The following is a 25,349-nucleotide window of genomic DNA, read 5'->3' as shown; positions in this document are numbered from 1 at the left end:
CCCAAAAATAATTGCCTGTTTTAGCGCGTATTTACCATAGGATTATCCTATGCAGGTCGCCATTATTTTCGTCCGTTCGGGCTTTACTTCCCCTATCTTTATTATAAGGTATATACCAATCAATAAAAACCAGCTTTTCCTGATGGCCTTCCTGCAGGCTTAGCGGAACCGCGAAGAACGGGTGAACAGGATGATAAGAATAGGGGTTGATATCGGCGGAACATTCACCGATTTCGTCGTCTGGCGCAGCGGCGGACGACAGGAGCAATGGCAATCCTTCAAGGTCCCTTCCACGCCGCCGCATTTCGCCAAGGGTTTTCAGGATGGGTTTGAAAAACTGCTGACGGAACTGGCCATTACCCCGGAAGAGCCGGTAGTGGTCATGCACGGAACCACCGTCAGCACCAATGCGGTGATTGAGCGCTCACAGCCGCCGGTAGCCCTGCTGGTCACCCAAGGATTTCGCGATATCCTGGAATTACAGCGGCTGCGCCTGATCGATCCCACCAATCTGCTGGGCACCCGCAGACTGCCGCTGATTGAACGGCATCAGGTCTTTGAAATCGGGGAGCGTCTGGCGGCGGACGGCGGTATCGTTGAACCGCTGTCGGCGGATTCGGTGGCCCGTGCCGTGGAACAGGTGCGCGCCGCCGGCATCACCGGTATCGCCGTCGCCTTTATGAACAGTTACCAGAATCCGGCCCATGAACAGCAAACCCGCGACATGATCAAGCGGCTGGCGCCGGAGCTGGATGTTTGCCTGTCAAGCGAAGTCTGGCCGCGTCCGGGAGAGTATGAACGGGCCATTAATGCGTTGCTGAATGTCTATGTCAAACCCTGCATGTCTTCCTATTTACAGCAGATTGAATCCTATCTCACCAGCCGCCTGCGGCATGTGCAGCTGTTTATTACCCGTTCCAACGGCGGCGCCATGTCGGCGCGGGAAGCGCGTAGCTTTCCGGTGCATACCCTGCTTTCCGGCCCGGCTTCCGGGGTCACGGCGGCGCAGCTGATGACCCGGTCCGCGCCGGAACGGCACTATCTGACCATGGATATGGGCGGCACCAGTACCGATATCTCACTGATTCGCGATGGCATGGCGGCGGTGGTGGATCAAACCGAGGTCGGCGAATTTCCGCTCACCATGCCGGTGACCGGTATTGAAGCTATCGGGGCGGGGGGCGGTTCCATAGGCCGCTTTGACGGACCGGTATTTCGCATCGGCCCGATGAGCGCCGGCGCCTGGCCCGGCCCCGCCTGTTTCGGTCGGGGCGGAGCCAGGCCCACCGTCACCGATGCCTATCTGCTGTGCGGCTATCTGTCCGCCGACACCTTTCTCGGCGGTGCCATGGCCTTGGACCGGGAGGCGGCCCATCGGGCGTTTATGCCGCTGGCCCAACGCATGGGAGAGACCGTTACCGGCGCGGCCAGCGCCGCGATTTCCATCGCCACCTCCAACATGGTGGCCAGCGTTTTGCCCTATCTGGCCCGCCACGGCGTCGATCCGCAGGATGTGACCCTGGTGACGTTCGGCGGTAACGGCGCCATCCACGGACCGCTGCTGGCGGCGGAAATCGGCATCCCCTACATTATTGTGCCCAACACCCCATCGGTCTTTTGCGCCGTGGGAGGCGTGGTGGCGGAGCTGACACACGACCAGGTGGCCATTGTGCAACAGGGAGCCATGGACACCGCCCGGTTACGGCGGGTGTTCACCGCCTTGCAGAATGAGGCCGGCGCGTGGCTGGCGCGACAGACCGACGCGGCCAATATCAACACCGTCGTGCTGGAGTACTGGGCGGATCTGCGCTATCGCGGCCAGTCTTTTCAGATCCCGGTGAAAATCGCCGCCGGCGCCCCCGGACAGATGACCACCGAGATGGCCGTGTCCGCCTTTCACAGCGAACATCTGCGTTTGCATGCCCATGCCGATCCCCAGGGGTTGGTGGAATTTATCGAGCTGCGGGTGCGTATCCGCGGCGCGCTGGCGACGCCGGAAATCCATACGCCGGCGGAGTTGAAACCCGTTGCCGCCCCGAGCCCCTGCGACTATCGGCAGTTGCAAATCGGCGCCGCGCATTTTGACCATTGCCCGGTCTATGCGCGGGCCGAACTCGGCGTCGGGGCGGAGGTATCCGGCCCCGGCATCATCAGCCAGAGCGATGCGACATTACTGGTTCCACCGCATTTCACCGCCCGGGTGCGGCCCGACGGCGCCATTCTTCTGACGCAGGAGCATTGAAGTGGATCCCATACAAACCGTTATCATGAATAATCGCTTTAATGCCATCGTTGAAGAAGCGTCGGTTACCTTGTATCGCACCGCCCATACCACCTTTGTCAAGCTGGTGCAGGATTTCCAGTGCGCGCTGGCCACGCCTCAAGGGGAAGTCTTCGCCTATCCCAGCCATTCCGGCGTGAACGCCTTCATCGGCCTGTCGGTATCCGGCGGACTCGCGGGCATCGGTTTGGCGAATCTGGAACCGGGGGACTGCATCATTACCAACGATCCGTTCAGCACCGACGGCATGGTGACGCATATCATGGATGTCTCCATGGTGCGGCCGATTTTTTTCGGCGATGAGCTCATCGCCCTGGCCTGGTCGTTTGTCCACGCCTCCGATATCGGCGGCGCGGTGCCGGGCAGTATTTCACCGGCCTTTACCGAGGTATTCCAGGAAGGACTGCGGGTCAGGCCCACCAAGCTCTACAAGCGCGGCCAGCTGGATACCGCCATTCGCAACATTTTTATCGATAACAGCCGCATTGCCGACGAGCTGTGGGGGGATTTCCAGGCCATGATCTCCGCCCTGACCAGTATGGATAACCGGCTGAATCAATTATGCCTGCGCTATGGCATCCACCAGGTGCGGGCGGGAATGGAAGCGTCCCTGGCCCTGTCCGAGGTGAAAACCCGCGGGGTTATCCGCCGCATCCCCAACGGGGACTACCCCTTTGCGGATTATATCGAAGGCATGACGGATGGGGATTTTATTCACATCAACGCCGTGATGCGCGTCGGCGACGAGCATATTGTCTTCGACTTCAGCGGCACCGACCCGCAGGTGGCGGCGGCCTTTAATTATGTCAACGGCGCCCGCGCCCATCCTTATACGCTACAGGCGTTTATCTACTACATTTTGACCCTGGAGCCGGAAGCACCGCGTAATTCCGGTTTGCTGCGGGCGCTGGAGGTCATCGCCCCGCGGGGGACCATCATCAATGCCGAATTCCCGGCGGCCGGCGGTTCCCGCGTCACCACCAGTACGCGGGTCTATGACGTGATTCTGGGCTGCCTGAACGCCGCGCTGCCGGATGGACTCACCGCCGCCGGCCCCGGCATGTCGGGGGTGATTGTCGTCTCCGCCAAAGATCCCCGCGGCGACGGCAACCGCGTCAGCGTGATCAATCCTCTGTGCGGCGGCGGCGGCGGACGCTTCGGCATCGACGGGACAGACGGGGTGGATTCCCGCTCCGGCTATCTGCGCACCGTGCCCGCCGAAGTTATCGAAGCCGAAACGGTGATAAGGGTCAAGCGCTACGCCCTGGTTACCGACAGCCAGGCTCCCGGCCGCTGGCAGAGCGGCGCCGCCATTGCCCTGGAGTTGGAGAATACCGGGCCGGAGGCGGTGATGACGGTGCGGGGCATGAATCGCTTTTATTTCCGCCCCTGGGGCGCCCGCGGCGGGCAGTGCGGCCATTTGGGATCGGTGGTGCTCAATCCCGGCACCGACGATGAACGCAACCTGGGCAAAATCGATGTATTGAAGATGAAACGCCATGATGTGGTCCGCCTGACCTCCCCCTCGGGGGGCGGCTTCGGCGATCCCTATCTGCGCGACCCGGCGCTTATTGAGCGGGATGTGCGCCGCGGGCTGGTTACGCCCTTTAACGCCAGGAGCAGCTACGGCGTAGTAGTGGATGATCAAGGACACCTTGATCACGTTGCCACTGACAGGCTGCGGGCCGGACATGTCCCCGACCAAAGCCGGGTGACGATGGGCAGCTCGCGGGATCAGCTGGATGCAGTCTGGCCGCGGGAAATCCGCGCCGCCTTGGCCACCGGCCTGTTACAGCAGGAACGGGGCGTACGCCATCAGCTGCGCCTGGCGGTGATCAAGCGCCTGACGGCGGAGAACCGGCCGGTGGATATACAGTTGATGAACCGGGTGATGAGCGAAGAGTTGCAGTACCTGAAGATGCATTGATTGCGGTAAAGCCCTGCCCGTCTCTCGGGGCGAAACGTTATAAAAATGGTTTTTTATAATTTTATCATGATGTTTTCTCTTGTTGGAGACCAAACATGCGTCATCTGCTAAGGCAAGTCTTGTTAGCGCCGATTCGTCAATCGGAAGTGCGTAAATCAAGCGCGCGTAGATCAACAATGTGGGGCTGCGTTTTCGCCTTGATGATGAGCAGCGCCGTGCCGGTGCGCGCGCTGGCGGATACGGTGAACATCGCCCTTTCCGCCGGGCTGACCACCCTCGATCCCCAGCAGGCCACGGTGGTGCAGACGGATTTAAGCGTGATCAGCCATATCTATACCCCCCTGGTGGTGCGCAACGCCGACCTGAGCATTACCGGCGTGACGGCGGTATCCTGGAAAGCGCTTGACGATCGTACCTGGGATATCAAGCTGCGCCCCGGCATCATGTTTACCAACGGCAAACCCTTGGATGCGGCGGTGGTGAAATGGAATTTTGACCATTTGCTCGATCCCAACCATAAAACCCGGGTGAAAGAGTGGTATAGCCTGATTGAAAGTGTGGATGTGGTCGCCCCCGACGAAGTGAAAATCGTCACCAGCGCCCCCTTCCCGGGATTGATTGCCCAGCTCAGCATGTTTTTTCTGATGGAGCCCACCTGGACCGCCGCCCATGATCCCAGCCGCGAGGCCATGGGCAGCGGGCCTTACCAACTGGCGCAGTACGTGCCGGGGGAACGGGTGACGTTAACCCCCAACCCACACTATTTCGGCCAGAAAGCCGCCCATGACCAGGTGATTTTTCGCATGATCAGCGAACCGGCTGTACGGGTTTCGGCGCTGCTGTCCGGCGAGCTTGATTTGGCGCTGGACATCCCTCCCACGGATATCGACCGAATCAATAAAAGCAACGTGGCCCATGCCGGCTGGGGCGAAAGCAGCCGCGCCATGATAATCAAGCTCAACAGCCTGAAAAAGCCCTTCGCCGATAACCTGAAATTACGCCAGGCGATGAATTACGCCATTGACCGCCAGTCTATTATCGATGCCATTTATAACGGCCACGGGGCCATGAGCAAGGGCCAGTTGCTGTCACCCATGTACTTCGGCTACAACGATAAACTGCAGCCCTATCCCTACGACCCGGCCAAAGCCCGGCAGCTGATTGCCCAATCGGGCCTGCCGCAGCCCATATCATTTGAACTGCAGGTCCCCCTGGGACGCTATCTGCTGAGCCAGGAAATCGGCCAGATCATCGCCGCCCAGCTGCAGGATGTGGGGCTGGATGTCAAAATCAAGGAGATGGAATACGCCAACTGGTCCAATGCCTATACCCGCGGCGATATGGGACAAGCGTCTTTCCTGGGCCAGGCCTGGCCGACCCTTGATGCCGACGGCCTGCTGGGGCTCTATCTGCCCACCGATCCCGGCGCCTACTGGAAAGACCCGGTGTTTGCGAATTTGGTGCTGAAAGCCCGCTCTACGGTGGACAAGCAAAAGCGTCTGGTCTTTTATCAGCAGGCGACGGAACGGATGCGTGATCAGGCCCCGGTGGTATTTTTGTTCAACCAGCCCCTCACCTACGCCACATCCAATAAGTTCAGTTGGAAAGTACGGGGCGATGACTGGGTACGCGTCGATGATTTGGTGGCAAAATAACAGGCGACCCGCGTGGCTAAATATATTCTGTCCAGAGTAGTGGAAGTGCTGATTGCCGTATTCGGCCTGGTGACCATTATCTTCCTGGTATCCCGTATGCTGGGAGACCCGGTATCCTTACTGTTGCCACAGGGAGCCAGCGCCGCCGACCTGCAGGCCATGCGGGAACAGTTGGGGTTGCAGCGCCCGCTGCTGGAGCAATATCTCGGTTTTCTACGCCATGTGTTGTCGGGGGATCTGGGCAACTCCTTTTTTTATCAGCGTCCGGCGCTGCAGGTGGTGCTGGAACGCATGCCGGCCACCCTGACGCTGACGTCCCTTTCCGCCCTGTTCGGCCTGGTGATCGGCTGCCTGGCGGGCCTGGTGGCGGCGCTGTACCGCAACTCCGTCTGGGAATTCCTGGTGCTCACCTTGGCCATGCTGGGGCAGGCCACCCCCGCGTTCTGGCTGGCCATCATGATGATCCTGCTGTTTTCCGTCCAGTTGGGCTGGCTGCCTACCGGCGGCACCGGCAGCGTGCTGCATCTCATTATGCCCACCGCCGTGATGTCGATTTTTGTCGCCGCCAATATTGCCCGCCTGTTCCGATCCAGCCTGCTGGAAGTCATGGGGGAGGACTATGTGCGCACCGCCTGGGCCAAGGGCTTGCCGCCGGGAACGGTCATCAGCTGGCATATGGCGCGCAACGCCGTCCTGCCGGTGGTGACCATGAGCGGATTGCTGGTGGGGGAGATGCTGGGGGGTTCGGTGGTGGTGGAAACCATTTTTTCCTGGCCCGGGGTCGGCAGGCTTATCGTCGAGGCGGTGGCCAACCGGGATTTCCCGTTAATCCAGGCGGGAGTAGCGGTGGTATCCGGCCTGTTTTTACTGGTGAGCCTGGTGGTGGATCTGTTGTATAGCTGGCTGGATCCGCGCGTGAGGCAATCCCAATGATTATCGGTACTGGCATACGAACCTTCGGCCGCAGCCTGGCGGCCAGCAAAATCGGCCTGATTGGCGGGATAGTGCTTATCATGTTGCTGCTGGGGGCGTTAAGCACCTACCTGCTGCCCCTGCCCGACCCGGTACACGGGAATTTATTGCAGCGGTTAAAGCCGCCTTCTTATCAGTTTTTCAATTTGGCATCGCACCCCCTGGGCACCGATCAGCTGGGACGGGATATGTTCAGCCGCCTGTTGTTCGGCAGCCGGGTATCCATCACCGTGGGCTGCACCGCGGTTTTGATTGGCGGCGTGGTGGGCGTGCTGGTGGGCATGATCTCCGGTTATGCCGGCGGCATCACCGATCGGGTTTTGATGCGTTTGGTGGACATGCAGCTGTCGATTCCGCTGATTTTGCTGGCGCTGATTGTTATCGCCGCCGCCGGTCCCAGCCTGGGCAATTTGATTATCGTGCTGGCGATCACCAGTTGGATCCGTTACGCCCGCCTGGTGCGCGGCCAGGTGCTGGCCCTGCGGCGGCAGGAGTTTGTCCTGTCGGCCACCGCCGTGGGGGCCGGGCCGTGGCATATCCTGCGTTATTACCTGCTGCCGAATATTCTCACCCCGATCCTGGTTATCGCCACGCTGGAGTTTTCCCGGGTCATTTTGCTGGAGGCCAGCCTGAGTTTCCTCGGGCTGGGGGTACAACCGCCCTGGCCGAGCTGGGGAAGAATGCTGGCGGAAGGACGCACCTATATCGCCACCGCCTGGTGGGTCACCGCCTTTCCGGGGCTGGCTATCGTGTTAACGGTCATGAGCGCCAATTTCGTCGGTGACTGGCTGCGCGACTTTTTTGATCCCAAACTGCATTCTGCCGGGGAGTGAACCCTATGCCGCCGCTGCTGGAAGTGCGTAATCTTACCGTCGAGGTGGCCGCTAAACGCGGGCGGCCGCCGGTGCGTATTATCGACGATATCAGCTATAACCTGGACTCTCACCAAACCCTGGGTATCGTGGGGGAGAGCGGCAGCGGTAAAAGCATGCAGGCCCTGGCGATGCTGGGACTGCTGCCGCTGCGCAAGGGTGGACGGATTCAGGGAGAGGTGCTGTTCCAGGGCAAGGACCTGCTGGCCCTGTCCCCTAAAGCGCTGCGAGAGGTCCGCGGCGGACAGATCGGCATGATCTTCCAGGAGCCTATGACCTCCCTCAATCCGGTGCTGACCATCGGGCGACAGTTGGCGGAGCCCTTGGTGCATCATATGGGCATGAGCTACGGCAAGGCGCGCCGGCGCGCCGTCGACCTGCTGGGACTGGTGGGCATTCCCGATGCCGCTGAACGGGTCAGGCAATATCCGTTTCAGTTTTCCGGCGGCATGCGCCAGCGCGCGATGATCGCCATGGCCATTGCCTGCAAGCCGAAGCTGCTTATCGGCGATGAGCCCACCACCGCCCTGGATGTCACCATTCAGGCGCAGATTATCCAGCTGATCCGGGAACTGCGCGACGAAATGCGGATGTCTATTATCTGGATTACCCATGATATGGGGGTGGTGGCCGCCATGGCCGACCGGGTGCAGGTGCTGTACGCCGGTAAAATTATGGAAACGGGGCCGGTGGATCAAGTGTTCGGCCAGCCCTACAGCGCCTACACCTGGGCATTGCTGCAATCTCTGCCCAAACGCGGCCAGCGCCCGCGGGAGCCCTTGTTTCAAATCGCCGGGCAGCCCATCAACCCGGCCCAGCGCCCGCAGGGAGATCCCTTTGCACCGCGCAACCCTTTCGCCACTCCGCGCTGCCATCTTGAAATGCCGCCGCTGCGGCCGGTGTCCGACGCCACGCCGCAGCACCGCGTGGCCGCCTGGTACGATTTGCCCCGCTGCCTGCAACAGCTACAGCAACAGGAAAACCAGCCATGACCCATGATCCGCTGCCTGCAACAGCCACGGGAAATCCAGCCATAGCCCATGATCCGCTGCCTGCAACAGCAACAGGAAATCCAGCCACCACCCGTAGCCCATTGCCCCCGGCCCGGCAGCCGTTATTGCAGGTCGAGGGTTTAAGCAAAGAGTATTCGGTCAATAGCCCGTGGTTCGGCCGGCGCGGGGTGTTCACCGCGGTGGGAGGGGTGAGCTTTTCCCTGGAGAAAGGAGAAACCCTGGGCCTGGTGGGAGAATCGGGATCGGGCAAAAGCACCGTGGCGCGCTGCCTGATGCAGTTGGAGAGGCCCAGCGGCGGCCGGGTGCTGCTTGAGGGCAGGGATCTGACGGAGCTGAGCCAGAGAGAGCTGCGGCCGCTGCGTAAAGTCATGCAGATCATCTTTCAAGACCCCTACTCCGCCCTCAATCCCCGCATGACCGCCGGCCGGTTTGTGGCGGACCCCATTCTTATTCATGAGGGAAGACAGCCCCGCCAGGCTTTAGAGCAGCGGGTGCGGGCGCTGTTCGCCAAGGTCGGACTGGACAGCAGCCATATCGGCCGTTATCCCCATGAGTTTTCCGGCGGCCAGCGCCAGCGTATCTGCATCGCCCGGGCGCTGGCGCTGTCACCCCGATTAATCGTGGCGGATGAGCCGATTACCGCCCTGGATGTCTCCATTCAGGCGCAAATCATCAACCTGCTACAGCAACTGCAAGATGAGCAGGGACTGTCTTATCTGTTTATCTCCCACGATCTGGGCATGGTTCGCCATATTTGCCATCGGGTCGCCGTGATGCTGCGGGGCTTGATTGTGGAAACCGGCTCCGTGGAGGACATTTTCAATGACCCGCGCCATCCCTATACCCAAGCGCTGCTCAGCGCCACCCTGGAAGCCGACCCGGCCCTGGAGCGCGGCAAAAAGCGGGTGTTTTATACCGGATCGCCCACGGGGTGGCAAACCGCCGGATATATGAAAGAAGTCTCAGCGGGCCATTTCGTTCGGGAAGAAACGCCGGTTCCCTGATAAAAGACCAGGCTAACAGGCAGCTTCACAATAAAATCCAAGGCTGAATTCACAACTAAATTCACTACTAAATTTACAGCTAAATTTACAGCTAAATTTGCATCACTTATGTATATACATAATATTATATTGTATATACAATAATCCTGTCATGATTATCACGCGCGCCTATGGGGCGGCGTCACCGTTAGGTTGCTTTTCGACGACAGGAGTGAGTGGTATGAGTTATACGAGCCTTGGCGATGTGATTAACGACATTCACAGCCATACCGCGCTCATCGCCAATGATGAACCCGCGGAGATCTACGCTTTTCGCACCGGCACGCTGGACAATCAGGCCGGGAGCTACGGTCAATATTTCGGTACCTGGGATATCGCGGCCGGCATGATGCGCGATTACTCCATGTATACCTATTATCCGCTGGTGCAGATCGTTGAAAACACCGATATCGACCTGTCGCAATTCATCTTTATCCTGGACAGCTTCGATCACCCCTACAGCAACTATCTGCGCTACAGCGGCTTCCCGAAAATGGGCACCCTGGCCTTTGCTTTGAGGGAGTGGCTGCCCCGGGCGCAGTCGCGACAGCAGGCGATTGAGGCCGTCAGGGCGTTCTGCATTTACACCAATAAAATGGCCGCCTGGTCTTTCCATTATTTTCCGTGGCGCCTTGGCAAAGAATTCACCTATAGCCAAACCGAAGCAGTCGCCCCCACTCTTGCCGACCCCGCGCTGCGGGTAAAGATCAACCAGGGCAGAAAGATCCGCCTGACCTGGCAACCGCTGGGAATTACCGTGGATGCCTATCTGGCGGTAAATGAAAACCCGGAGCTGTGCCAGGATGTCATTAACGCCCTGCCCTTTACCATTTTGCAGGATCATGCCGTGGTCACCGGCGAGTCCATGTATGCCTGGTGCCCGCTGGTGTCCACCGCCCCTATCCATGTGCGGGAAAGAATCTGCGATGCCCCGAAAGGGCGACTGCGTTTTTCCCAGTCCACCGGACAGAAATTTATCGTCCAATACGGCCCCACCACCGAGGATTTGGCCCAGCCGGTATTGGGAGAAGTGGCGCCGGAACATACCGATCGTCTTGACCAGGTGGGTATTGAGGTCTGGAAAAGCACCTTTGAAACCAAAACCCCCATATGGCTTACGGTAGAACTGGCCTGACCGGCGGATAAGCGGCAGGGTAACCCACTTCATAGGAAATACAGCATGATTATCTTGAAACCCGGCAAGGTGACGTTGCCGGAACTGGAGCAAATCTATCGTTCCGACGTCGGCGTCCGGCTCGATCCGGCCATGGAAGAGGCGATACAGCGCAGCGCGGCGCGCGTGGCGCAGATTGTGGCGGGAGATGTGGCGGTCTACGGTATCAATACCGGTTTCGGCAAGCTGGCGTCTGTGCGCATTCCCGCCGAAGACGTGGCCACTCTGCAGCGCAATTTGATTTTATCCCACTGCTGCGGCGTGGGAGAAGCGCTGGCCAGGCCGGTGGTGCGCCTGATCATGGCCCTGAAGCTTATCTCGCTGGGACGAGGCGCCTCCGGGGTACGCTACGATATTATCCGTCTTATCGAAGGGATGCTGGCCTGCGACGTCATTCCGGTGATTCCCGGGCAGGGATCCGTGGGGGCATCAGGTGATCTGGCGCCCCTGGCGCATATGGTGGCGGTGATGATAGGGGAAGGAGAAGCGTATATGCTTGGCCAGAGAATGCCTGCTCAACAGGCGCTGAAGCTGGCGGGACTAAAACCGGTGGTGTTGGCGGCCAAAGAGGGTCTGGCGCTGATCAACGGCACGCAGGTTTCCACCGCGCTGGCGCTTACCGGGCTGTTCGGCGCTCATCGGGCGCTGCAAACCACCATGATTTCCGGCGCCCTCACCACCGATGCCATCATGGGCTCCACCGCCCCGCTGCATGATGAAATCCACCAGTTGCGCGGCCACCGGGGACAGATAGACACCGCCCGCAGCCTCAGCCGTTTGCTGGACAAGTCCGCAATACGCCAGAGTCATCTGGAAAACGACCCGCGCGTGCAGGATCCCTATTGCATTCGATGCCAGCCGCAGGTAGCCGGCGCCGCCCTCGACTTAATCCGCCAGGTGGCGGCCACGTTATGCACCGAGGCCAACGCCGTCACCGATAATCCGCTGCTGCTGTCTGATAATACCGTGGTATCGGGGGGCAACTTCCATGCGGAGCCGGTGGCATTCGCGGCGGATATCCTGGCGCTGGCCATCGCCGAGATCGGGTCCATCGCTCAGCGGCGTATCGCCCTGATGGTGGATCCCACCTTGAGCTTCGGCCTGCCGGCGTTTTTGGTGGCCGCTCCCGGGCTCAATTCCGGCATGATGATCGCTGAGGTCACCTCCGCCGCCCTGATGAGCGAAAACAAGCAAATGACCCATCCCGCCTCGGTGGACTCCACCCCCACTTCAGCCAACCAGGAGGATCACGTCTCCATGGCCTGCCACGGCGCGCGCCGCCTGCTGAAAATGCTCGATAACCTTTACGCTATCCTGGGCATCGAAATCATGGCCGCCACCCAGGGCATTGAATTCCGCGCCCCCCTCGCCACCAGCCCTGAGCTGCTCAAGGTCACGCGGCAGGTGAGAAAACAGATCGCCTCGCTGACCACCGATCGCTACATGGCGACGGATATCGCCAATGCCGCGCAGATGGTAGCCTCCGGCGCCATCATCGGCGCCTTGGGCGGCAGCGAATTATTGCCGCAGCTGATGTAAACGTATCAACCCAGCGCCGATATAGCCGCCATGCTTCAGGTTGCGGGGGCATTGGCAATACTCGGCCCCCTCCCTTGTCCTCGCCCCTTCGGGGCCGCTGCAAGAAGCGTTCAAATCTGTTCCAGACAGATTTGTCGCTGCGTTGCCGCCTTCCTGCAATTCGAATTATTCAGGGTATAGCCTTAATTCAAGGTTCGATAATGTTTGGCCCGCAGCAGCGGCAGATTGGCCGCCAGGCGGGAGGTACGTTTATTGATATCGGCGAAGGGTTGCAGATAGGGCAGATGGACCATCATAAAAAATGACTGTTCGAAAGGATCGGTAATGGCCCGCGCTTTGGCCAGCAGTAAATCGAATACTTCACTGATGTGCGCCAAGTGATTGAGGTGGACCACATTGAGGTCGACCAAATAGTGCCGCCCCCGGCCCTCCCCCTGCGCCCACACTTTGCCATCAGCGACAAGCTGCTTCAACCAGCGCTGAAGGGTCCGTCGCGCAATGGCCGGATGTTCCGCCGACAAATCGGCCACCGTCAGAGGCTGGAATGCGTTTAAGATCGTCTGATAGACGTATTTATTGAATTCACAGGCGTAGCCGAGAGCAACGAAATGATGGCGCGATTATGGCGCGATTAATAAAATTGCACCATAAACGCGCCATCAACGCGCCATCGACATGACGTTAATGCGCTTCTCAGGCGTACACCCCGCGGTTCTTCTCGATAAAAGCCCGCACGGTAAGCGCCGGGGCGCCGGTGATGTTCTCTACGTTATCATTGGTGCCCGCGAAGATGCCCGCCTGGTAGTTTCGCGCCACTTCCACCAGGTGCTGTACCAGGAACGGCGGGAACTGGTAAACCTGCTCCATTTTTTGCTTGAATGCCTCAACGGAGGCCGGCGCATAGTCGATTTTCACCCCCAGCACCTCACTCATGGCGGCGGCGATTTCCGTATGGTTCATTTCGACGGGACCGTGCAGGGTATAGATTTTGCCTTCATGACCGACCGGATTGGCGAGAATATGCGCGATAACCCGCCCCTGATCCTCCGCGCTGATGGGGGCATGACGTCCGTTGCCGAAGGGAAATTCGATTTTTTTCCTGTCCCAAATCTCCTTGGCGAAATGATCGTATGCCAGCCAGTCGGCAAAAAAAGTCGGGCGAAGATGCGTTGTCGCCACGCCTGACCAGTCAAAGACCCGCTCGGAAATCCAATGATCCTGCGCGGCATGGCTTGCCGATTCCCGACGTGCCGATATCTGCGACATGTTGACGATCGCGGTTACGCCGGCTTCTTTGGCCGCCTGGGCAAAAAAGGCGGCGGCGCTGATAATGCCCGGCGCTATGGGATAAAGAAAATAAGCGGAGTTGATGCCCTCCATCGCGCTGCGGATATGGTCAAGGTTGGTGAAATCGCCAAAGGCAATCTCAACCCCGCGTTTGCGCAACGCCGCGACTTCTTCGTTATCCGATCGCACATAGGCCCGTACCGGCTTACCCATTTTCAGAAGTTCGTTTATGGCCGCGCCGCCGGTACGCCCGGTTGCGCCACTAACCAAGATGTTTGCTTCAGTCATTTTCTTCTCCTTATCCGAGCGCGAACCGGCCGCGAAATGATTATCCCGCGAGCGGCCTTTACGATCGATTAACCCGCCATATCGGCGAAGAATTGCTCCAATCCCTTGGGATTACTGCCCCAAAGACCGGAAATCTGTTTCGAGGTGGGATCAGGATAAATGTCTTCCTGCCCGGCAATAATGCCCTTGACGATGTCTTCGGCTGTATCAACCGTCGATGCCTTGTCGAGCGGCAAGTTTTTCGCCATGTCGGTATCAATGGGGCCGGGAAAGACGCCGATTACAGTGATATTCTTGGACTTCAAGGCCGTACGTGCCGCCTGTGTGGCGGAAAACAGCGCCGCTTTCGATGCTGAATAGCCTTCAATGCCCGGCACCGACGCCAGGCCGACAACGCTGACAAGATTTGCAATCACGCCGCCGCCGTGCTTTTCCATCAAGGGCGCAAAAGCCTGAATCATGCGAACGGTGCCATAGTAATTTACGTCCATATCCGCCGACAGCTCTGCGGTTGAGGCCGTGAGAATACCGCTGAAATTCATGATGCCGGCATTGTTCAGCAGGATATCCACAGCACCGATGTTTTGTGCGGCGGCGGCGACTTCGTCAGGCTTAGTGATATCAAGCCGTACGGGAATAACTCGCGCATCGTTAAAGTCAGGCAGGGATGAGGGATTGCGAGCACCCGCATAAACCTTGCCGATGCCGTGCTGTAAGAAGGAGCGTACAATCTCGGCACCGAGGCCGCGATTCGCACCGGTGATCAAAACTGATTTTTCTTTAAGATTCATCTTTATTCTCCTATAGCTGGCTGGGGGGTCGATGATTTAATGCATCAGCGCTGCATTGTCATGGTGGATGTTTGCACCGTTTGTCACTTGCATGATGATAGTAACAATGTCACTATCATCATGCAAGTTACTTTTGATATCTGTGGTTTTGACAGGGAGCAATCATGAAACATAAGAGTTTTGACCAGCTTGTGTGTCCTATCGCCCGCAGCCTTGATCAGGTTGGCGAATGGTGGAGCATCTTGATTCTGCGCGAGGCTTTTTACGGGGCCAGGAAATTCGACGAATTTCAGAAAGGCGTGGAAGGCATTGCGCCTAACACGTTGACGCGCCGCCTCAAAGAACTGGTGGAAGCCGGCATTTTTGAACGACGCCGCTACAGTGAACGTCCGGAGCGGTATGAATATATCCTGACGCAGTGCGGTCGCGATTTCTATCCGGTCATAGGGGCATTGCTGGAATGGGGGAACACCTATTTCGCCCCTGAGGGGGACATTGTTCAGCTCAAGAATATCAAGAGCCAAAAAATGGCTGTTCCTTTCTTTGCGGACCGAAACACCGGCAAAGAGATATCACCACAGGAGTACCGGATTGTCGCCGGACCCGGCGCCACCGACGCTGTGCGCGAAAAAATCGCCGCATCACGGCAAAACCTGGATTAGGGACTTTTAGAAGGGGCAGATGCTGATCATCAAAAACCGGGATTTACGCCAAGGTAAAAAAATGTGATGGCCGCCGATCCGACGGTGGGAGACCTCGATATATAGGGCAACCCCATCGAGATAATTCGACAGCAGCTACAGGTCATCTTCTTCGAGGAGCTGGGAGGAAGAATTTAGTCGTATAAAATCAGCTGGTTCATAAGAAGAATTGGAGCGGGAAACGAGGCTCGAACTCGCGACCCCAACCTTGGCAAGGTTGTGCTCTACCACTGAGCTATTCCCGCATAATGTTCCACAAAACGCATTTGCACAGAATGCCTTTACCGAAACGCACCCGCTCAATATTTACGAAGAGTGCCGCCGTACAAAGTATTTCTGCTGCGCTTTCAGAACATTTTCAACACAATCGATTGATTCCGTTGATATTTATTCATCTTTTTCAAAGACGGACTGCATTATGGACCAGATGTTTAAAACTGACAAGTTCTTTTTAAATGCCGGGGCTCAACCGTTCAGAACGGCAGCAGTTTCCCTAACTCGCCACCGTTTATCCCCTTGCTTAATCCCAGCGGAACCCCGGCGTCAACGTTTTGATGCGCCGTTTCCACCTAAGCCCCTCGCTGTGAGGCCGGCATTCGTCAGCATTCGTCGGCAGGTATATCGTACTATCTCGCCGCGTCCCCACGGCGATATTCAATGGTGAGTTCATCAAACCGGGCCTTGAGATCCGCCGGAAGGCTGTAATCCACCGCGGCCAGAGAATCGGTCAGTTGCTCCGCCCGGCTCGCGCCCAGAATAACCGAGGTGATGGCGGGGTTTGCCAGAATCCAGGCGATGGCCAGCTTGGTCAGCGGTTCCCCGATCTCCCCGGCGGCCACTTGCAGCTTAGCGATAGTCTCGAACTCGCGCTGATGCCAATAGCGCGCCTGATACATGGCGCCAAACTGCCCGACTTCCGCCGAGAAACGTCCCTGTTCCGGCGTCTCGTCCTGCCGGTAACGGCCTGTCAGCAATCCTCCGGCGAGGGGATTGAAGGGGATGACCGCCAGGTTTTCCTCTCTGGCCAAGGGCAACAGCTCGCGTTCGATTTCACGGAACAGCAGGTTATAACGCGGCTGCACCGAAACGAACCGAACCAATTTTAACGTTTCCTGGCGACCGATGGCGCGCGCGAGCCGATAGGCCAGGAAGTTCGATACGCCGACATAGCGCGCCTTGCCTGAGCGGACGATGGCGTCAAGTGCTTCGATTGTCTCGTCCAGGGGGGTAGCCGCATCATCCAAATGAAGCTGGTAGAGATCGACATACTCAACGTTCAATCGGCGCAGGGACGCGTCGATTGCGTCAAGCAAATGTTTACGCGAAGTACCCTGGTCCCAGGGGGAAGGACCCATGGGGCCGCCCGCCTTGGTGGCAAGAATAAAGCGGTCGCGCTTGCCCTTCAGCCAGCGGCCGGTAATCTCTTCACTGCGCCCCATGCCGGAGGCGCCGATGCCGGCCGGGTACATATCCGCGGTGTCGATGAAATTAACGCCGGCTTCCGAAGCGATATCAAAGATCCGCTTTGATTCCGCTTCGTCGGTTTGTTTACCGAAGGTTCCGGTGCCCAGGCAGAGACGGGATACGGTCAGACCGGTCCGGCCGAATGTGGTGAATTGCATATTGACTCCATGGTTGCTGAAGACAGGTCAGCCGTTGCCAACCTCCCCCGGTCGGGTAAATGTGTGAACCAACCGTAATATAGTGATCACTATATTACGATATCAGGTCTTGTCAAGATGATGTATAATGATCGCTATAATGTGAAACTATGCAGGGTGGGGTAAGCGGCAAATGGGGCGCGCGCGAGTATTCGACGTCGATAAGGCAATTGAGGCGGCAACCGAGCTTTTCTGGCGCAAAGGTTACGAACGGACATCCCTGGCTGACCTGACCAAAGCGATGGGCATTACGCCCCCCAGCTTCTACTTTGCCTTCGGCAGTAAGGACGGCCTGTTCAAGACGGTCCTGGAACGCTATGCAAAAATCCGTCTTGGCTATGCGGAAGAGGCCTTGAGTCAGCCCACCGCCCTCGGTGTCGCGGAGCATATACTGTACCGGATGGCGGATCTTTATACCGATCCGGCATGCCCGCCCGGCTGTCTTAGCGTAAATTGCTCATTGCCCTGTTTTGATGATTCGGGTCCGGTACGTCGGGAGCTCTCGTCAATACGCGAGGCCCGCCGGGCAAGGTTACGCGAGCGGTTTCAACAGGCCCGGGCAAGCGGCGATCTGCCGGAGGATCAGGATCCGGACGAGCTCGCGCGGTTTATTATGGTGGTGGGCTGGGGGATGGCGTTCGATGCGCAGTCCGGCGCGACCCGGGACGACCTTTATCGCACCGTCGCCAGGGCGCTGAAGGCGTGGCCAGGTTAATATACGCGGAGGACAGGTCTCATCGTCCCGCCACCGCCCACAATTTACATTGATATTGGCGTGCTAGGCCGCCCCGTTGTCACGGCTAAACGCATCCACCCCGGCCTGTGCGATGGACTCGTCCTGTTCAGGGGTGCCTCCCGAGACACCGACCGCACCAATGCAGACACCGTTGGCAAATATCGGCATTCCCCCTTGAATCGGCAGGCGGCCATCATTGAACGTCCCCAAGGTTGGACGAGAGAGCGTGGCGTCTTCAATCGCCTTGCTGGACTTTCTCATCATCACCGAAGTCAATGCTTTGCCCCGCGCCACCTCGGGGGTCTGGAACGAGGCGCCGTCGAACCGGACCATCAGCAGGAGATGGCCCGCTGGGTCCAGTACGGCGATACTGACCGGGACATCCGTCCTGATTGATTCGTTTCCACAGGCATCGGCAATCGATCTTGCGTCGGCGTAATCCAGTTGAAGCTCTGTTTTCATGAAAATTTATCCCCTAGCACATGTACCAGCCGCCATTAACATTGATGGTCTGGCCGGTGATATAGCCATTGCCGGCCAGCATGACGACCACAGAAGACACTTCGTCGGTCTGGCCGAAACGGCCGAGGGGGATAAGCGTCGGCTTGATGGCCGGGTTGCCTTTGAGCATCTCCGTCTCGATCAACGCCGGCGCAATCGCGTTGGAGGTGATGCCTTCCTTGGCCAGCGCGGCCGCGTAGTAGTGCGCCAGACCGATCAGGCCGGCCTTGCTCGCGGCGTAATTCGAGAAGCAAGGCGAACTCGGCACGCTGGTCATCAAGAACGGCGAGCGCGCGGCACGTCAGTTCCTGGGTCTCATCGATGAGCCGCTGCTGTGGATAAGGGTGCTGGGCCATGAGGAGACGTTCACTCAAGCGGAACGGCAGGCCGTGATTGACGAAGCAGTGGCTATCTTTCTGAACCACTATCGGGCACAACCGAAGATTTAGAACGAATCTATATGAACAGGAATGTTAAACGCAGCTAACTTGAACAGCAGTTGGATCAGCGCGTCCAGGCACTCGGCATCCCGCAGGCTTGCGCCGCAACCCTGGCCGAAACGATGGCTCGCCTGGCGCTGACAATCCTTCCCGGCCGCTGAAACGAAAAAAGGACCCGAAGGTCCTGATTTCAATGTACCGCGGAATGTCATGTAACCCCGCAGTGCTTAATTTGGAGCGGGAAACGAGGCTCGAACTCGCGACCCCAACCTTGGCAAGGTTGTGCTCTACCACTGAGCTATTCCCGCTTTGCCGATAGCGTTAAAAACGTTATCGGTATGGGGAGCGCATTATACGAGAAAACATTTTCACCGCAAGCCCCCGAGCGCCAAAAATTCCTTCTTTTCGTTTGATTGATTATTTAATCATCGATGTGCTGGTTTTCCCGGCGCCGGGAGGGGCTCGCACCGATCATAGCCGGATGAAATGCTCGCGGTAATAGGCTAATTCCGCCACCGACTCCCGGATATCGTCCAGGGCCTGGTGGGTACTATTTTTGCTCAAGCCTTCCAGTATCTCAGGTTTCCAGCGGCGCGCCAGCTCCTTAAGCGTACTGACATCCAGATAACGGTAGTGGAAATAAGCTTCCAGCGCCGGCATATAGCGAAACAGGAAACGGCGATCCTGGCCGATGCTGTTGCCGCAAATGGGTGATTTACCTTCCGGCACCCATTGGCGCAGGAATTCCAGGGTTTGCTCCACCGCGGCGTCTTCATCAATGGTGCTGGCCTTGACCCGGTCCACCAGCCCGCTGGCGCTATGGGTGCGGACGTTCCATTCGTCCATCAGCGCCAGTTGTTCATCGGACTGGTGCACCGCCAGAACCGGACCTTCCGCCAGGACTGTCAGGTTGGCGTCCGTCACCAGGGTGGCGATTTCAATGATGCGATCGCGTTCCGGATCCAGGCCGGTCATTTCCAGGTCGATCCATATTAGGCTGTTCTCGTTTACCGACATGTTTTTCTCGATGTAAAGGGTTTTACGGCGTATCTGATAGAATACTGTGTATCATAGACGTTTTAGTCGCCCCAGGCGATCCATGTGCTACAAGTGAGGCGCAGTGAGCAAAAATAAACTGTCCAAAGGCCAGCAACGCCGCGTACAGGCTAACCATCAGCGTCGCCTGAAAAAAGACCGCGGCGTCGATGTGGATGACGCGCTGCTGGGGGAGGCCCAGGAAGGCATTGTGATCAGCCGCTTCGGTATGCACGCCGACGTGGAATCCGCCGAGGGCAGCCTGCATCGCTGTAATATCCGCCGCACCCTCACCTCGCTGGTCACCGGCGATCGCGTGGTATGGCGACCCGGCACCGAAGCGCTGGCGGGCATCAGCGGTATCGTCGAAGCGGTTCATCCCCGTACCTCGGTGCTCACCCGCCCCGACTTTTACGACGGGGTCAAACCCATCGCGGCGAATATGGATCAAATCGTTATCGTCTCGGCGATCCTGCCGGAATTATCGGTGAATATCATCGATCGTTACCTGGTGGCCTGCGAAACGGTGGAGGTGGAACCGCTCATCGTATTGAATAAGATAGACTTGCTGGATGAAGAAGCCCGTTCATGGGTGGATAAGACCATGGAAGTCTACAGCCGCATCGGTTATCGGGTCATTATGGTTTCCAGCCAAACCCTGGAGGGCATGGAAGAGTTCAAGACCGCGCTGACGGATCGCATCAGCATCTTCGCAGGCCAGTCCGGGGTGGGCAAGTCCAGCCTGTTAAACGCCCTGCTCCCCGACGAACTGGCCCCCATCGTCGTCAATAATGTCTCCGACAACTCCGGTCTCGGACAGCACACCACCACCGCCGCGCGCATGTACCATTTCAAGCACGGCGGCCTGCTCATCGATTCCCCCGGGGTGCGTGAATTCGGTTTATGGCATTTGGAACCGGAACAAATCACCCGGGGCTTTGTCGAATTCAGGGAGTATTTAGGCAGTTGTAAATTTCGTGACTGTCGCCATAATACCGATCCTGGCTGCGCCATTCGCGCCGCCGTGGATGCGGGGGAAATATCGGCGGTGCGTTTCGATAATTATCACCAGATACTGGAAAGCATGTCGCAGGTAAAGACGCGTAAATCCTTTTCCGAAACCGATCACTGACCTTTATCCTTGCCGCCAGTACACTTTTTCCTCTTTTTTGTGTCAACCGCTTATGTACGAGGTTTTACGTGCTGGATAGGATGAAAATAGCATTGCAATATTTACTGCCGAAAACCGCCCTGACTCAACTGGCCGGACGGGCGGCGGATTACCGGGGCGGCTGGCTGACCAAGATGGTCATCAGCCTGTTCGTGCGTTACTACCGGGTGGACATGCAGGAAGCGCAGCAACCGGAACTCTCGGCTTACCCAACCTTTAACGCGTTTTTCGTGCGCCCGCTGCGGGACGACGCGCGGCCTATCGATGCGGACCCGAATGTCCTGGTGATGCCGGCGGACGGTATCATTTCCCAGTCCGGCCCGATCCTGGACGACCGCATATTCCAGGCCAAGGGTCACGATTATACCTTGGAAGCGCTGTTGGCCGGCAACGAGCGGTTAATGGAAGAATTCCGCGACGGGACCTTTGTCACCACCTATCTCGCCCCGAGGGATTATCATCGGGTGCATATGCCCTGCAACGGCATTCTGCGGGAGATGATTTATGTGCCTGGCGAGCTGTTTTCCGTGAATCCGCTGACGGCGGCTTCGATCCCGAATTTATTCGCCCGTAATGAACGGCTCATTTGTGTGTTCTCCACCGATTTCGGGCCGATGGCGCAAATCCTGGTGGGCGCCACCATTGTCGGCAGCATCGAGACCGTCTGGTCCGGCACCGTCACCCCGCCGCGGGAGGGCATCATCAAGCGCTGGCGTTTCCCGCAGGCAAACGACGACAGCGCGGTTGTCCTGCTGAAAGGCCTGGAGATGGGCCGTTTCAAGCTGGGTTCCACCGTGGTCAATCTGTTCGCCAAGGGCGGCGTGACGCTTAACGATCGTCTGCATGCCCGGGCCGTCACCCGCGTCGGCGAGCGTCTGGCCGACGGCATCCCGCACCAGGCCGAAAATCCGCGGCCCTGAGTTGCCCTGCAGGTTCCAGGAGGGAAAAAGCGTGCGTCTAATCATTCTCGTCATGCTGGGGTGGATGCTTTCAGCCCCGCTTTTTGCCGCCGCCTTCCCTGACGAAGCGCAGGTCAGAAAAGAGCTGCAGCAGGCTGAATCCAATAAAACCGCCCCCCACCAGGCGGATATCGTCGAATCCCTGCAAAGCACGCTGAACTTCATCACCGAAGGCAAGGCCGCCGCCGAGCGCGGCCGGCAATATCAGAAAGCCATTGACGATTTTCCCCAACTTACCGCCGCGCTGCGAAAACAGCTGGCGGGGGAACAGGGTAAGGCCGCCGAGGTCAACGGCAAACTCACCGCCGGCGAACTGGAACAGCAAATCGTGCAAACCGGCAGCCAGCTGCTGGAGCTGAGCCGTCAATTGCAGCTGGAGCAGGAACAGGCGCGGGATATCAGCGAGTCGTTGAACCACCTGCCTCAACAGCAAATGGCGGCGCGAAGAATCTTGCGAGAGGCCGAACATCGTCTTCAATCACAAAACAGCACCCCGTCATCCCCGCCGGCACGGGCGGAAAACCGAAGACTTCAGGCGGAAGCCGCCGCCCGGCGCGCCCGGGTGGATGAACTGGAGCTGGCGCAGTTAAGCGCCAATAACCGGCAGGAATTGTCGCGCCTGCGCACGGATGTGCTGAAAAAACGCCATGACGGCGTCGATCTGTATTTACAGGCGCTGCGCAACCGGCTAAACGCGTTGCGCCAGCAGGAAGCGGAACGGGCGCTGGAGCGCACCGAACTTCTGGCCGGACAGAGTGGTGATTTACCCCAGGCCATCAGCAGCCAGTTGCAAATCAATCGCGAATTGTCCGTTGCGCTCAATGAGCAGGCCCAACGCATGGATCTTATCGCCTCGCAGCAGCGCCAGGCCGCCACCCAGACCCTGCAGGTCAGGCAAGCGCTGAACACCCTGCGTGAACAGGCGCAGTGGATTGCGGATTCCCCGGCACTGGGTGAGACGTTACGCGCCCAGATATCGCGTTTGCCCGATTTACCCAAACCGCAGCAGTTGGACAGCGATATGGCGCAGCTGCGCGTCAGCCGCCTGCACTATGAGGAGTTGCTGAACAAGCTGCCGCAGCCGGCGCAGGGCAAGCAAGACGACGGCAAGCCGCTGACCGCGGAGCAGAACAGAATTTTTGCGGCGCAGCTGCGCACCCAGCGGGAATTGCTGAACTCGCTGCTGTCGGGCTACGATACCCAGATATTGGAACTCACCAAACTGAAGGTCGCCAACGGCCAGTTGGTGGACGCCATGAGTGAAATCAGGGAAGCCGCCCACCGCTATCTGTTTTGGGTGGCGGATGTCAGCCCGCTGAGCCTCGCCTTTCCGCTGCACCTGGCTCAGGATCTCAGGCGCTTGCTGTCACTGGATACCTTCACCCAGCTCAGCCACGCGTTCATTATGATGCTCACCAGCCAGGAAACCCTGATACCGCTGTTTTGCGCGCTATTGCTGGTAGGGTTCAGCGTCAGCTCCCGTCATCACTACCATGCCTTCCTGGACCGCTCCGCCAGCAAGGTGGGCAAGGTCAACCAGGACTATTTTTATCTCACCCTGCGCACGGTATTCTGGTCCATTGTGATGGCGCTGCCCCTGCCGGTGCTGTGGGCCGCCCTGGGTTACGGGTTACAGCATGCCTGGCCCTATCCGGTGGCGGTGGCGGTGGGCGACGGCCTAGTGGCCACCGTCCCGGTCTTATGGCTGTTTATGGTAAGCGCCCACTTCGCCCAACCACGCGGTTTATTCATTGCCCATCTTGGCTGGCCGGTGCATAGGGTGGCACGGGCCATGCATTATTACAGCCTGTCCATCGGGCTTATCGTGCCGCTTATCATGGCATTAATCACCTTTGATAATCTCAATGACCGGGAATTTTCCGGCACCCTGGGCCGGGTATGCTTTGTATTGCTATGCGCAGCCCTGAGCATGGTGACCAACAGTTTCAAACGGGCCGGTATTCCCCTCTATCTGGATAAATCCGGCTCCGGGGATAACGGGGTGAACCGGACACTGTGGAATTTGCTGCAGTGCGCGCCCCTGGTGGCGGCGGTGGCGGCCTGCCTCGGGCATCTGTCCACCGCCCAGGCGCTGCTCGCGCGACTGGAGACCTCGGTGGTCATTTGGTTTTTATTGCTGGTCGTCTACCATATCATTCGCCGGTGGATGTTTATCCAGCGGCGCCGAATCGCCTTCGATCGGGCCAAGCAGCGCCGGTCGGAAATCCTGGCGCAGCGGGCGCGCAACGAAGAGGATTTGTCCCCTTCTCAGCTAAACGACGCCGCCGAGGTGGACGAACCGATAGTGGATTTGGACGCCATCAGCGCCCAGTCTCTGCGTCTGGTGCGTTCGATATTGACCCTTATCGCCTTCATTTCGGTGTTATGGCTATGGTCGGAAATCCATTCGGCATTCGGCTTCCTGGAAAATATCCGGTTATGGGATGTCAGCTCAAGCGTCAAAGGCGTGGAAAGCATTCAGCCCATCACCCTGGCGTCAGTGCTGATCGCGGTGCTGGTGCTTATCATCACCGCGCAGCTGGTGCGCAACCTGCCGGCGCTGCTGGAGCTGGCGCTGTTGCAGCATCTGGATTTAGCCCCCGGCACCGGCTACGCCATCACCACGGTCACTAAATATCTGCTGATGCTTATCGGCGGGGTGATCGGTTTCTCCTGGGTCGGCATTGAATGGGCGAAATTACAGTGGCTGGTGGCGGCGCTGGGCGTCGGACTCGGTTTCGGCCTGCAGGAGATCTTCGCCAATTTTATCTCCGGTCTGATGATCCTGTTCGAGAAACCCATCCGAATCGGCGATACCGTCACCATCCGGGAACTTACCGGCAGCATCACCCGCATCAATACCCGCGCCACCACCATTACCGACTGGGATCGCAAAGAGATCATCGTGCCCAACAAGGCCTTTATCACCGAGCAGTTCATCAACTGGTCCTTGTCGGACTCGGTGACGCGCATTGTGCTGACCATCCCCGCCCCGGCGGATGCCGACAGCGAAACGGTCACTCTCCTGCTTAAACAGGCGGCGCAACGCTGCCCGCTGGTGCTGAGTAATCCCCAGCCCGAGGCGTTTTTAGTGGATTTGCAACAGGGTATCATGCTGTTTGAACTGCGGGTGCACGCGGCGGAAATGGGCCATCGCATGCCGCTGCGGCATCAGCTTAACCAGCTTATTTTGGAGGGGTATCGTGAACACGGCCTGGAAATGCCGTTCCCGCCGTTCCAGGTCCGGATGGGTGTATTGAAACGGCCCGCCGAATTCAAAGCCGGCTCGCAATAACCATCAAC

General features: G+C 58.4%; 21 protein-coding genes and 2 tRNA genes. 14 read left to right on the top strand and 9 right to left on the bottom strand.

Annotated features, from left to right (window positions below; genetic code table 11):
• The first annotated feature begins 190 nt into the window (after positions 1-190).
• The 9 genes from HB631_RS07040 to hutH all read left to right on the top strand — a co-directional run bounded on the left by HB631_RS07040 (position 191) and on the right by hutH (position 12,476).
• Positions 191-2,242, top strand: coding sequence for a hydantoinase/oxoprolinase family protein (locus tag HB631_RS07040; RefSeq protein ID WP_213990432.1), 2,052 nt, complete (start codon positions 191-193; stop codon positions 2,240-2,242).
• A gap of 1 nt (position 2,243) precedes the next feature.
• Positions 2,244-4,208: a hydantoinase B/oxoprolinase family protein gene (locus HB631_RS07035; RefSeq protein WP_213990431.1), complete on the top strand. Its 1,965-nt coding sequence runs from the start codon at positions 2,244-2,246 to the stop codon at positions 4,206-4,208.
• A 95-nt stretch (positions 4,209-4,303) separates the two neighbouring features.
• Entirely contained in the window at positions 4,304-5,863 is a 1,560-nt protein-coding gene (locus HB631_RS07030; RefSeq protein ID WP_213990430.1) for an ABC transporter substrate-binding protein, read from the top strand.
• Positions 5,864-5,875: 12 nt separating this feature from the next.
• Positions 5,876-6,796 (top strand): ABC transporter permease subunit, encoded by a 921-nt coding sequence (locus tag HB631_RS07025; RefSeq protein WP_213990429.1) that lies wholly within the window; start codon positions 5,876-5,878, stop codon positions 6,794-6,796.
• Positions 6,793-7,668, top strand: coding sequence for an ABC transporter permease (locus HB631_RS07020; RefSeq protein ID WP_218626951.1), 876 nt, complete (start codon positions 6,793-6,795; stop codon positions 7,666-7,668). Before HB631_RS07025 ends, HB631_RS07020 begins: the two co-directional genes overlap by 4 nt.
• A 5-nt stretch (positions 7,669-7,673) precedes the next feature.
• Positions 7,674-8,699 carry an ABC transporter ATP-binding protein gene (locus tag HB631_RS07015; protein ID WP_213990428.1) on the top strand — a complete coding sequence of 342 codons (1,026 nt, stop codon included), beginning with the start codon at positions 7,674-7,676 and terminating at the stop codon, positions 8,697-8,699.
• Positions 8,696-9,724 carry an ATP-binding cassette domain-containing protein gene (locus tag HB631_RS07010; protein ID WP_213990427.1) on the top strand — a complete coding sequence of 343 codons (1,029 nt, stop codon included), beginning with the start codon at positions 8,696-8,698 and terminating at the stop codon, positions 9,722-9,724. The genes HB631_RS07015 and HB631_RS07010 overlap by 4 nt, the downstream gene beginning before the upstream one ends.
• Before the next feature lie 220 nt (positions 9,725-9,944).
• Entirely contained in the window at positions 9,945-10,898 is a 954-nt protein-coding gene (locus tag HB631_RS07005) for a hypothetical protein (RefSeq protein WP_213990426.1), read from the top strand.
• Positions 10,899-10,943: 45 nt separating this feature from the next.
• Positions 10,944-12,476 (top strand): histidine ammonia-lyase, encoded by a 1,533-nt coding sequence (gene hutH / locus HB631_RS07000; protein WP_213990425.1) that lies wholly within the window; start codon positions 10,944-10,946, stop codon positions 12,474-12,476.
• A 182-nt stretch (positions 12,477-12,658) separates the two neighbouring features.
• On the opposite strand, the gene HB631_RS26955 is transcribed toward hutH, so the two are convergent.
• From HB631_RS26955 to HB631_RS06985, 3 genes are all read right to left on the bottom strand, one after another.
• Positions 12,659-12,997, bottom strand: coding sequence for a Fic family protein (locus HB631_RS26955; RefSeq protein ID WP_255556850.1), 339 nt, complete (start codon positions 12,995-12,997; stop codon positions 12,659-12,661).
• A 172-nt stretch (positions 12,998-13,169) separates the two neighbouring features.
• Positions 13,170-14,051 carry an NmrA family NAD(P)-binding protein gene (locus tag HB631_RS06990; protein WP_213990424.1) on the bottom strand — a complete coding sequence of 294 codons (882 nt, stop codon included), beginning with the start codon at positions 14,049-14,051 and terminating at the stop codon, positions 13,170-13,172.
• A 68-nt stretch (positions 14,052-14,119) separates the two neighbouring features.
• Positions 14,120-14,842, bottom strand: coding sequence for an SDR family oxidoreductase (locus HB631_RS06985; RefSeq protein WP_213990423.1), 723 nt, complete (start codon positions 14,840-14,842; stop codon positions 14,120-14,122).
• A 164-nt stretch (positions 14,843-15,006) separates the two neighbouring features.
• Between HB631_RS06985 and HB631_RS06980 the strand changes: the two genes are divergently transcribed.
• Positions 15,007-15,504, top strand: a complete 498-nt coding sequence (locus HB631_RS06980) for a helix-turn-helix domain-containing protein (RefSeq protein WP_213990422.1) — start codon at positions 15,007-15,009, stop codon at positions 15,502-15,504.
• A gap of 209 nt (positions 15,505-15,713) precedes the next feature.
• On the opposite strand, the gene HB631_RS06975 is transcribed toward HB631_RS06980, so the two are convergent.
• Together HB631_RS06975 and HB631_RS06970 are read right to left on the bottom strand one after the other, a co-directional pair.
• Positions 15,714-15,788: transfer RNA gene (locus HB631_RS06975), tRNA-Gly, on the bottom strand.
• Positions 15,789-16,169: 381 nt separating this feature from the next.
• On the bottom strand, positions 16,170-17,165 hold the full coding sequence (locus tag HB631_RS06970; RefSeq protein ID WP_213990421.1) for an aldo/keto reductase: 996 nt from the start codon (positions 17,163-17,165) through the stop codon (positions 16,170-16,172).
• Between the two features lie 172 nt (positions 17,166-17,337).
• On the opposite strand from HB631_RS06970, the gene HB631_RS06965 reads away from it, so the two are divergent.
• Positions 17,338-17,919, top strand: coding sequence for a TetR/AcrR family transcriptional regulator (locus tag HB631_RS06965; RefSeq protein ID WP_213990420.1), 582 nt, complete (start codon positions 17,338-17,340; stop codon positions 17,917-17,919).
• A gap of 63 nt (positions 17,920-17,982) precedes the next feature.
• Here HB631_RS06965 and HB631_RS06960 read toward each other — a convergent pair whose 3' ends face one another.
• From HB631_RS06960 to orn, 4 genes are all read right to left on the bottom strand, one after another.
• Positions 17,983-18,402 carry a heme-binding protein gene (locus tag HB631_RS06960; protein ID WP_213990419.1) on the bottom strand — a complete coding sequence of 140 codons (420 nt, stop codon included), beginning with the start codon at positions 18,400-18,402 and terminating at the stop codon, positions 17,983-17,985.
• A gap of 13 nt (positions 18,403-18,415) precedes the next feature.
• The gene (locus HB631_RS06955) at positions 18,416-18,718 is read right to left on the bottom strand and encodes an SDR family oxidoreductase (protein ID WP_213990418.1); all 303 of its coding nucleotides are present in this window, start codon (positions 18,716-18,718) and stop codon (positions 18,416-18,418) included.
• Between the two features lie 396 nt (positions 18,719-19,114).
• Positions 19,115-19,189 (bottom strand) — tRNA-Gly (locus HB631_RS06945).
• 163 nt (positions 19,190-19,352) lie between these two features.
• Positions 19,353-19,898 carry an oligoribonuclease gene (orn, locus tag HB631_RS06940; protein ID WP_213990417.1) on the bottom strand — a complete coding sequence of 182 codons (546 nt, stop codon included), beginning with the start codon at positions 19,896-19,898 and terminating at the stop codon, positions 19,353-19,355.
• Positions 19,899-20,001: 103 nt separating this feature from the next.
• Here orn and rsgA point away from each other — a divergent pair, with 103 nt between their 5' ends.
• The 3 genes from rsgA (at position 20,002) to mscM (ending at position 25,341) form a co-directional block, all read left to right on the top strand.
• Positions 20,002-21,048 carry a small ribosomal subunit biogenesis GTPase RsgA gene (gene rsgA / locus HB631_RS06935; protein ID WP_213990416.1) on the top strand — a complete coding sequence of 349 codons (1,047 nt, stop codon included), beginning with the start codon at positions 20,002-20,004 and terminating at the stop codon, positions 21,046-21,048.
• Between the two features lie 68 nt (positions 21,049-21,116).
• Positions 21,117-22,007, top strand: a complete 891-nt coding sequence (gene asd / locus HB631_RS06930) for an archaetidylserine decarboxylase (protein WP_213990415.1) — start codon at positions 21,117-21,119, stop codon at positions 22,005-22,007.
• A gap of 31 nt (positions 22,008-22,038) precedes the next feature.
• Positions 22,039-25,341 carry a miniconductance mechanosensitive channel MscM gene (gene mscM / locus HB631_RS06925; protein WP_345945695.1) on the top strand — a complete coding sequence of 1,101 codons (3,303 nt, stop codon included), beginning with the start codon at positions 22,039-22,041 and terminating at the stop codon, positions 25,339-25,341.
• The last annotated feature ends 8 nt before the right edge of the window (positions 25,342-25,349 follow it).

The sequence above is a fragment of the Sodalis sp. dw_96 genome (genome assembly GCF_018449575.1).
Taxonomy (GTDB): domain Bacteria; phylum Pseudomonadota; class Gammaproteobacteria; order Enterobacterales; family Enterobacteriaceae; genus Acerihabitans.
The sequence above is the reverse complement of the archived record's forward strand: the minus strand, read 5'-3'. Positions and strand labels throughout refer to the sequence as shown.

Bases quoted from the DNA above. Each gene is read 5' to 3' on its own strand.
- HB631_RS07005 (WP_213990426.1), top strand. From the start codon at position 9,945: ATGAGTTATACGAGCCTTGGCGATGTGATTAACGACATTCACAGCCAT.
- HB631_RS06990 (WP_213990424.1), bottom strand. From the start codon at position 14,051: ATGACTGAAGCAAACATCTTGGTTAGTGGCGCAACCGGGCGTACCGGC.
- HB631_RS06955 (WP_213990418.1), bottom strand. From the start codon at position 18,718: ATGACCAGCGTGCCGAGTTCGCCTTGCTTCTCGAATTACGCCGCGAGC.
- HB631_RS06985 (WP_213990423.1), bottom strand. From the start codon at position 14,842: ATGAATCTTAAAGAAAAATCAGTTTTGATCACCGGTGCGAATCGCGGC.
- HB631_RS07030 (WP_213990430.1), top strand. From the start codon at position 4,304: ATGCGTCATCTGCTAAGGCAAGTCTTGTTAGCGCCGATTCGTCAATCG.
- HB631_RS06980 (WP_213990422.1), top strand. From the start codon at position 15,007: ATGAAACATAAGAGTTTTGACCAGCTTGTGTGTCCTATCGCCCGCAGC.
- HB631_RS07040 (WP_213990432.1), top strand. From the start codon at position 191: ATGATAAGAATAGGGGTTGATATCGGCGGAACATTCACCGATTTCGTC.
- HB631_RS07015 (WP_213990428.1), top strand. From the start codon at position 7,674: ATGCCGCCGCTGCTGGAAGTGCGTAATCTTACCGTCGAGGTGGCCGCT.
- HB631_RS06965 (WP_213990420.1), top strand. From the start codon at position 17,338: ATGGGGCGCGCGCGAGTATTCGACGTCGATAAGGCAATTGAGGCGGCA.
- HB631_RS06960 (WP_213990419.1), bottom strand. From the start codon at position 18,402: ATGAAAACAGAGCTTCAACTGGATTACGCCGACGCAAGATCGATTGCC.
- HB631_RS06970 (WP_213990421.1), bottom strand. From the start codon at position 17,165: ATGCAATTCACCACATTCGGCCGGACCGGTCTGACCGTATCCCGTCTC.
- HB631_RS07010 (WP_213990427.1), top strand. From the start codon at position 8,696: ATGACCCATGATCCGCTGCCTGCAACAGCCACGGGAAATCCAGCCATA.
- orn (WP_213990417.1), bottom strand. From the start codon at position 19,898: ATGTCGGTAAACGAGAACAGCCTAATATGGATCGACCTGGAAATGACC.
- HB631_RS07020 (WP_218626951.1), top strand. From the start codon at position 6,793: ATGATTATCGGTACTGGCATACGAACCTTCGGCCGCAGCCTGGCGGCC.
- hutH (WP_213990425.1), top strand. From the start codon at position 10,944: ATGATTATCTTGAAACCCGGCAAGGTGACGTTGCCGGAACTGGAGCAA.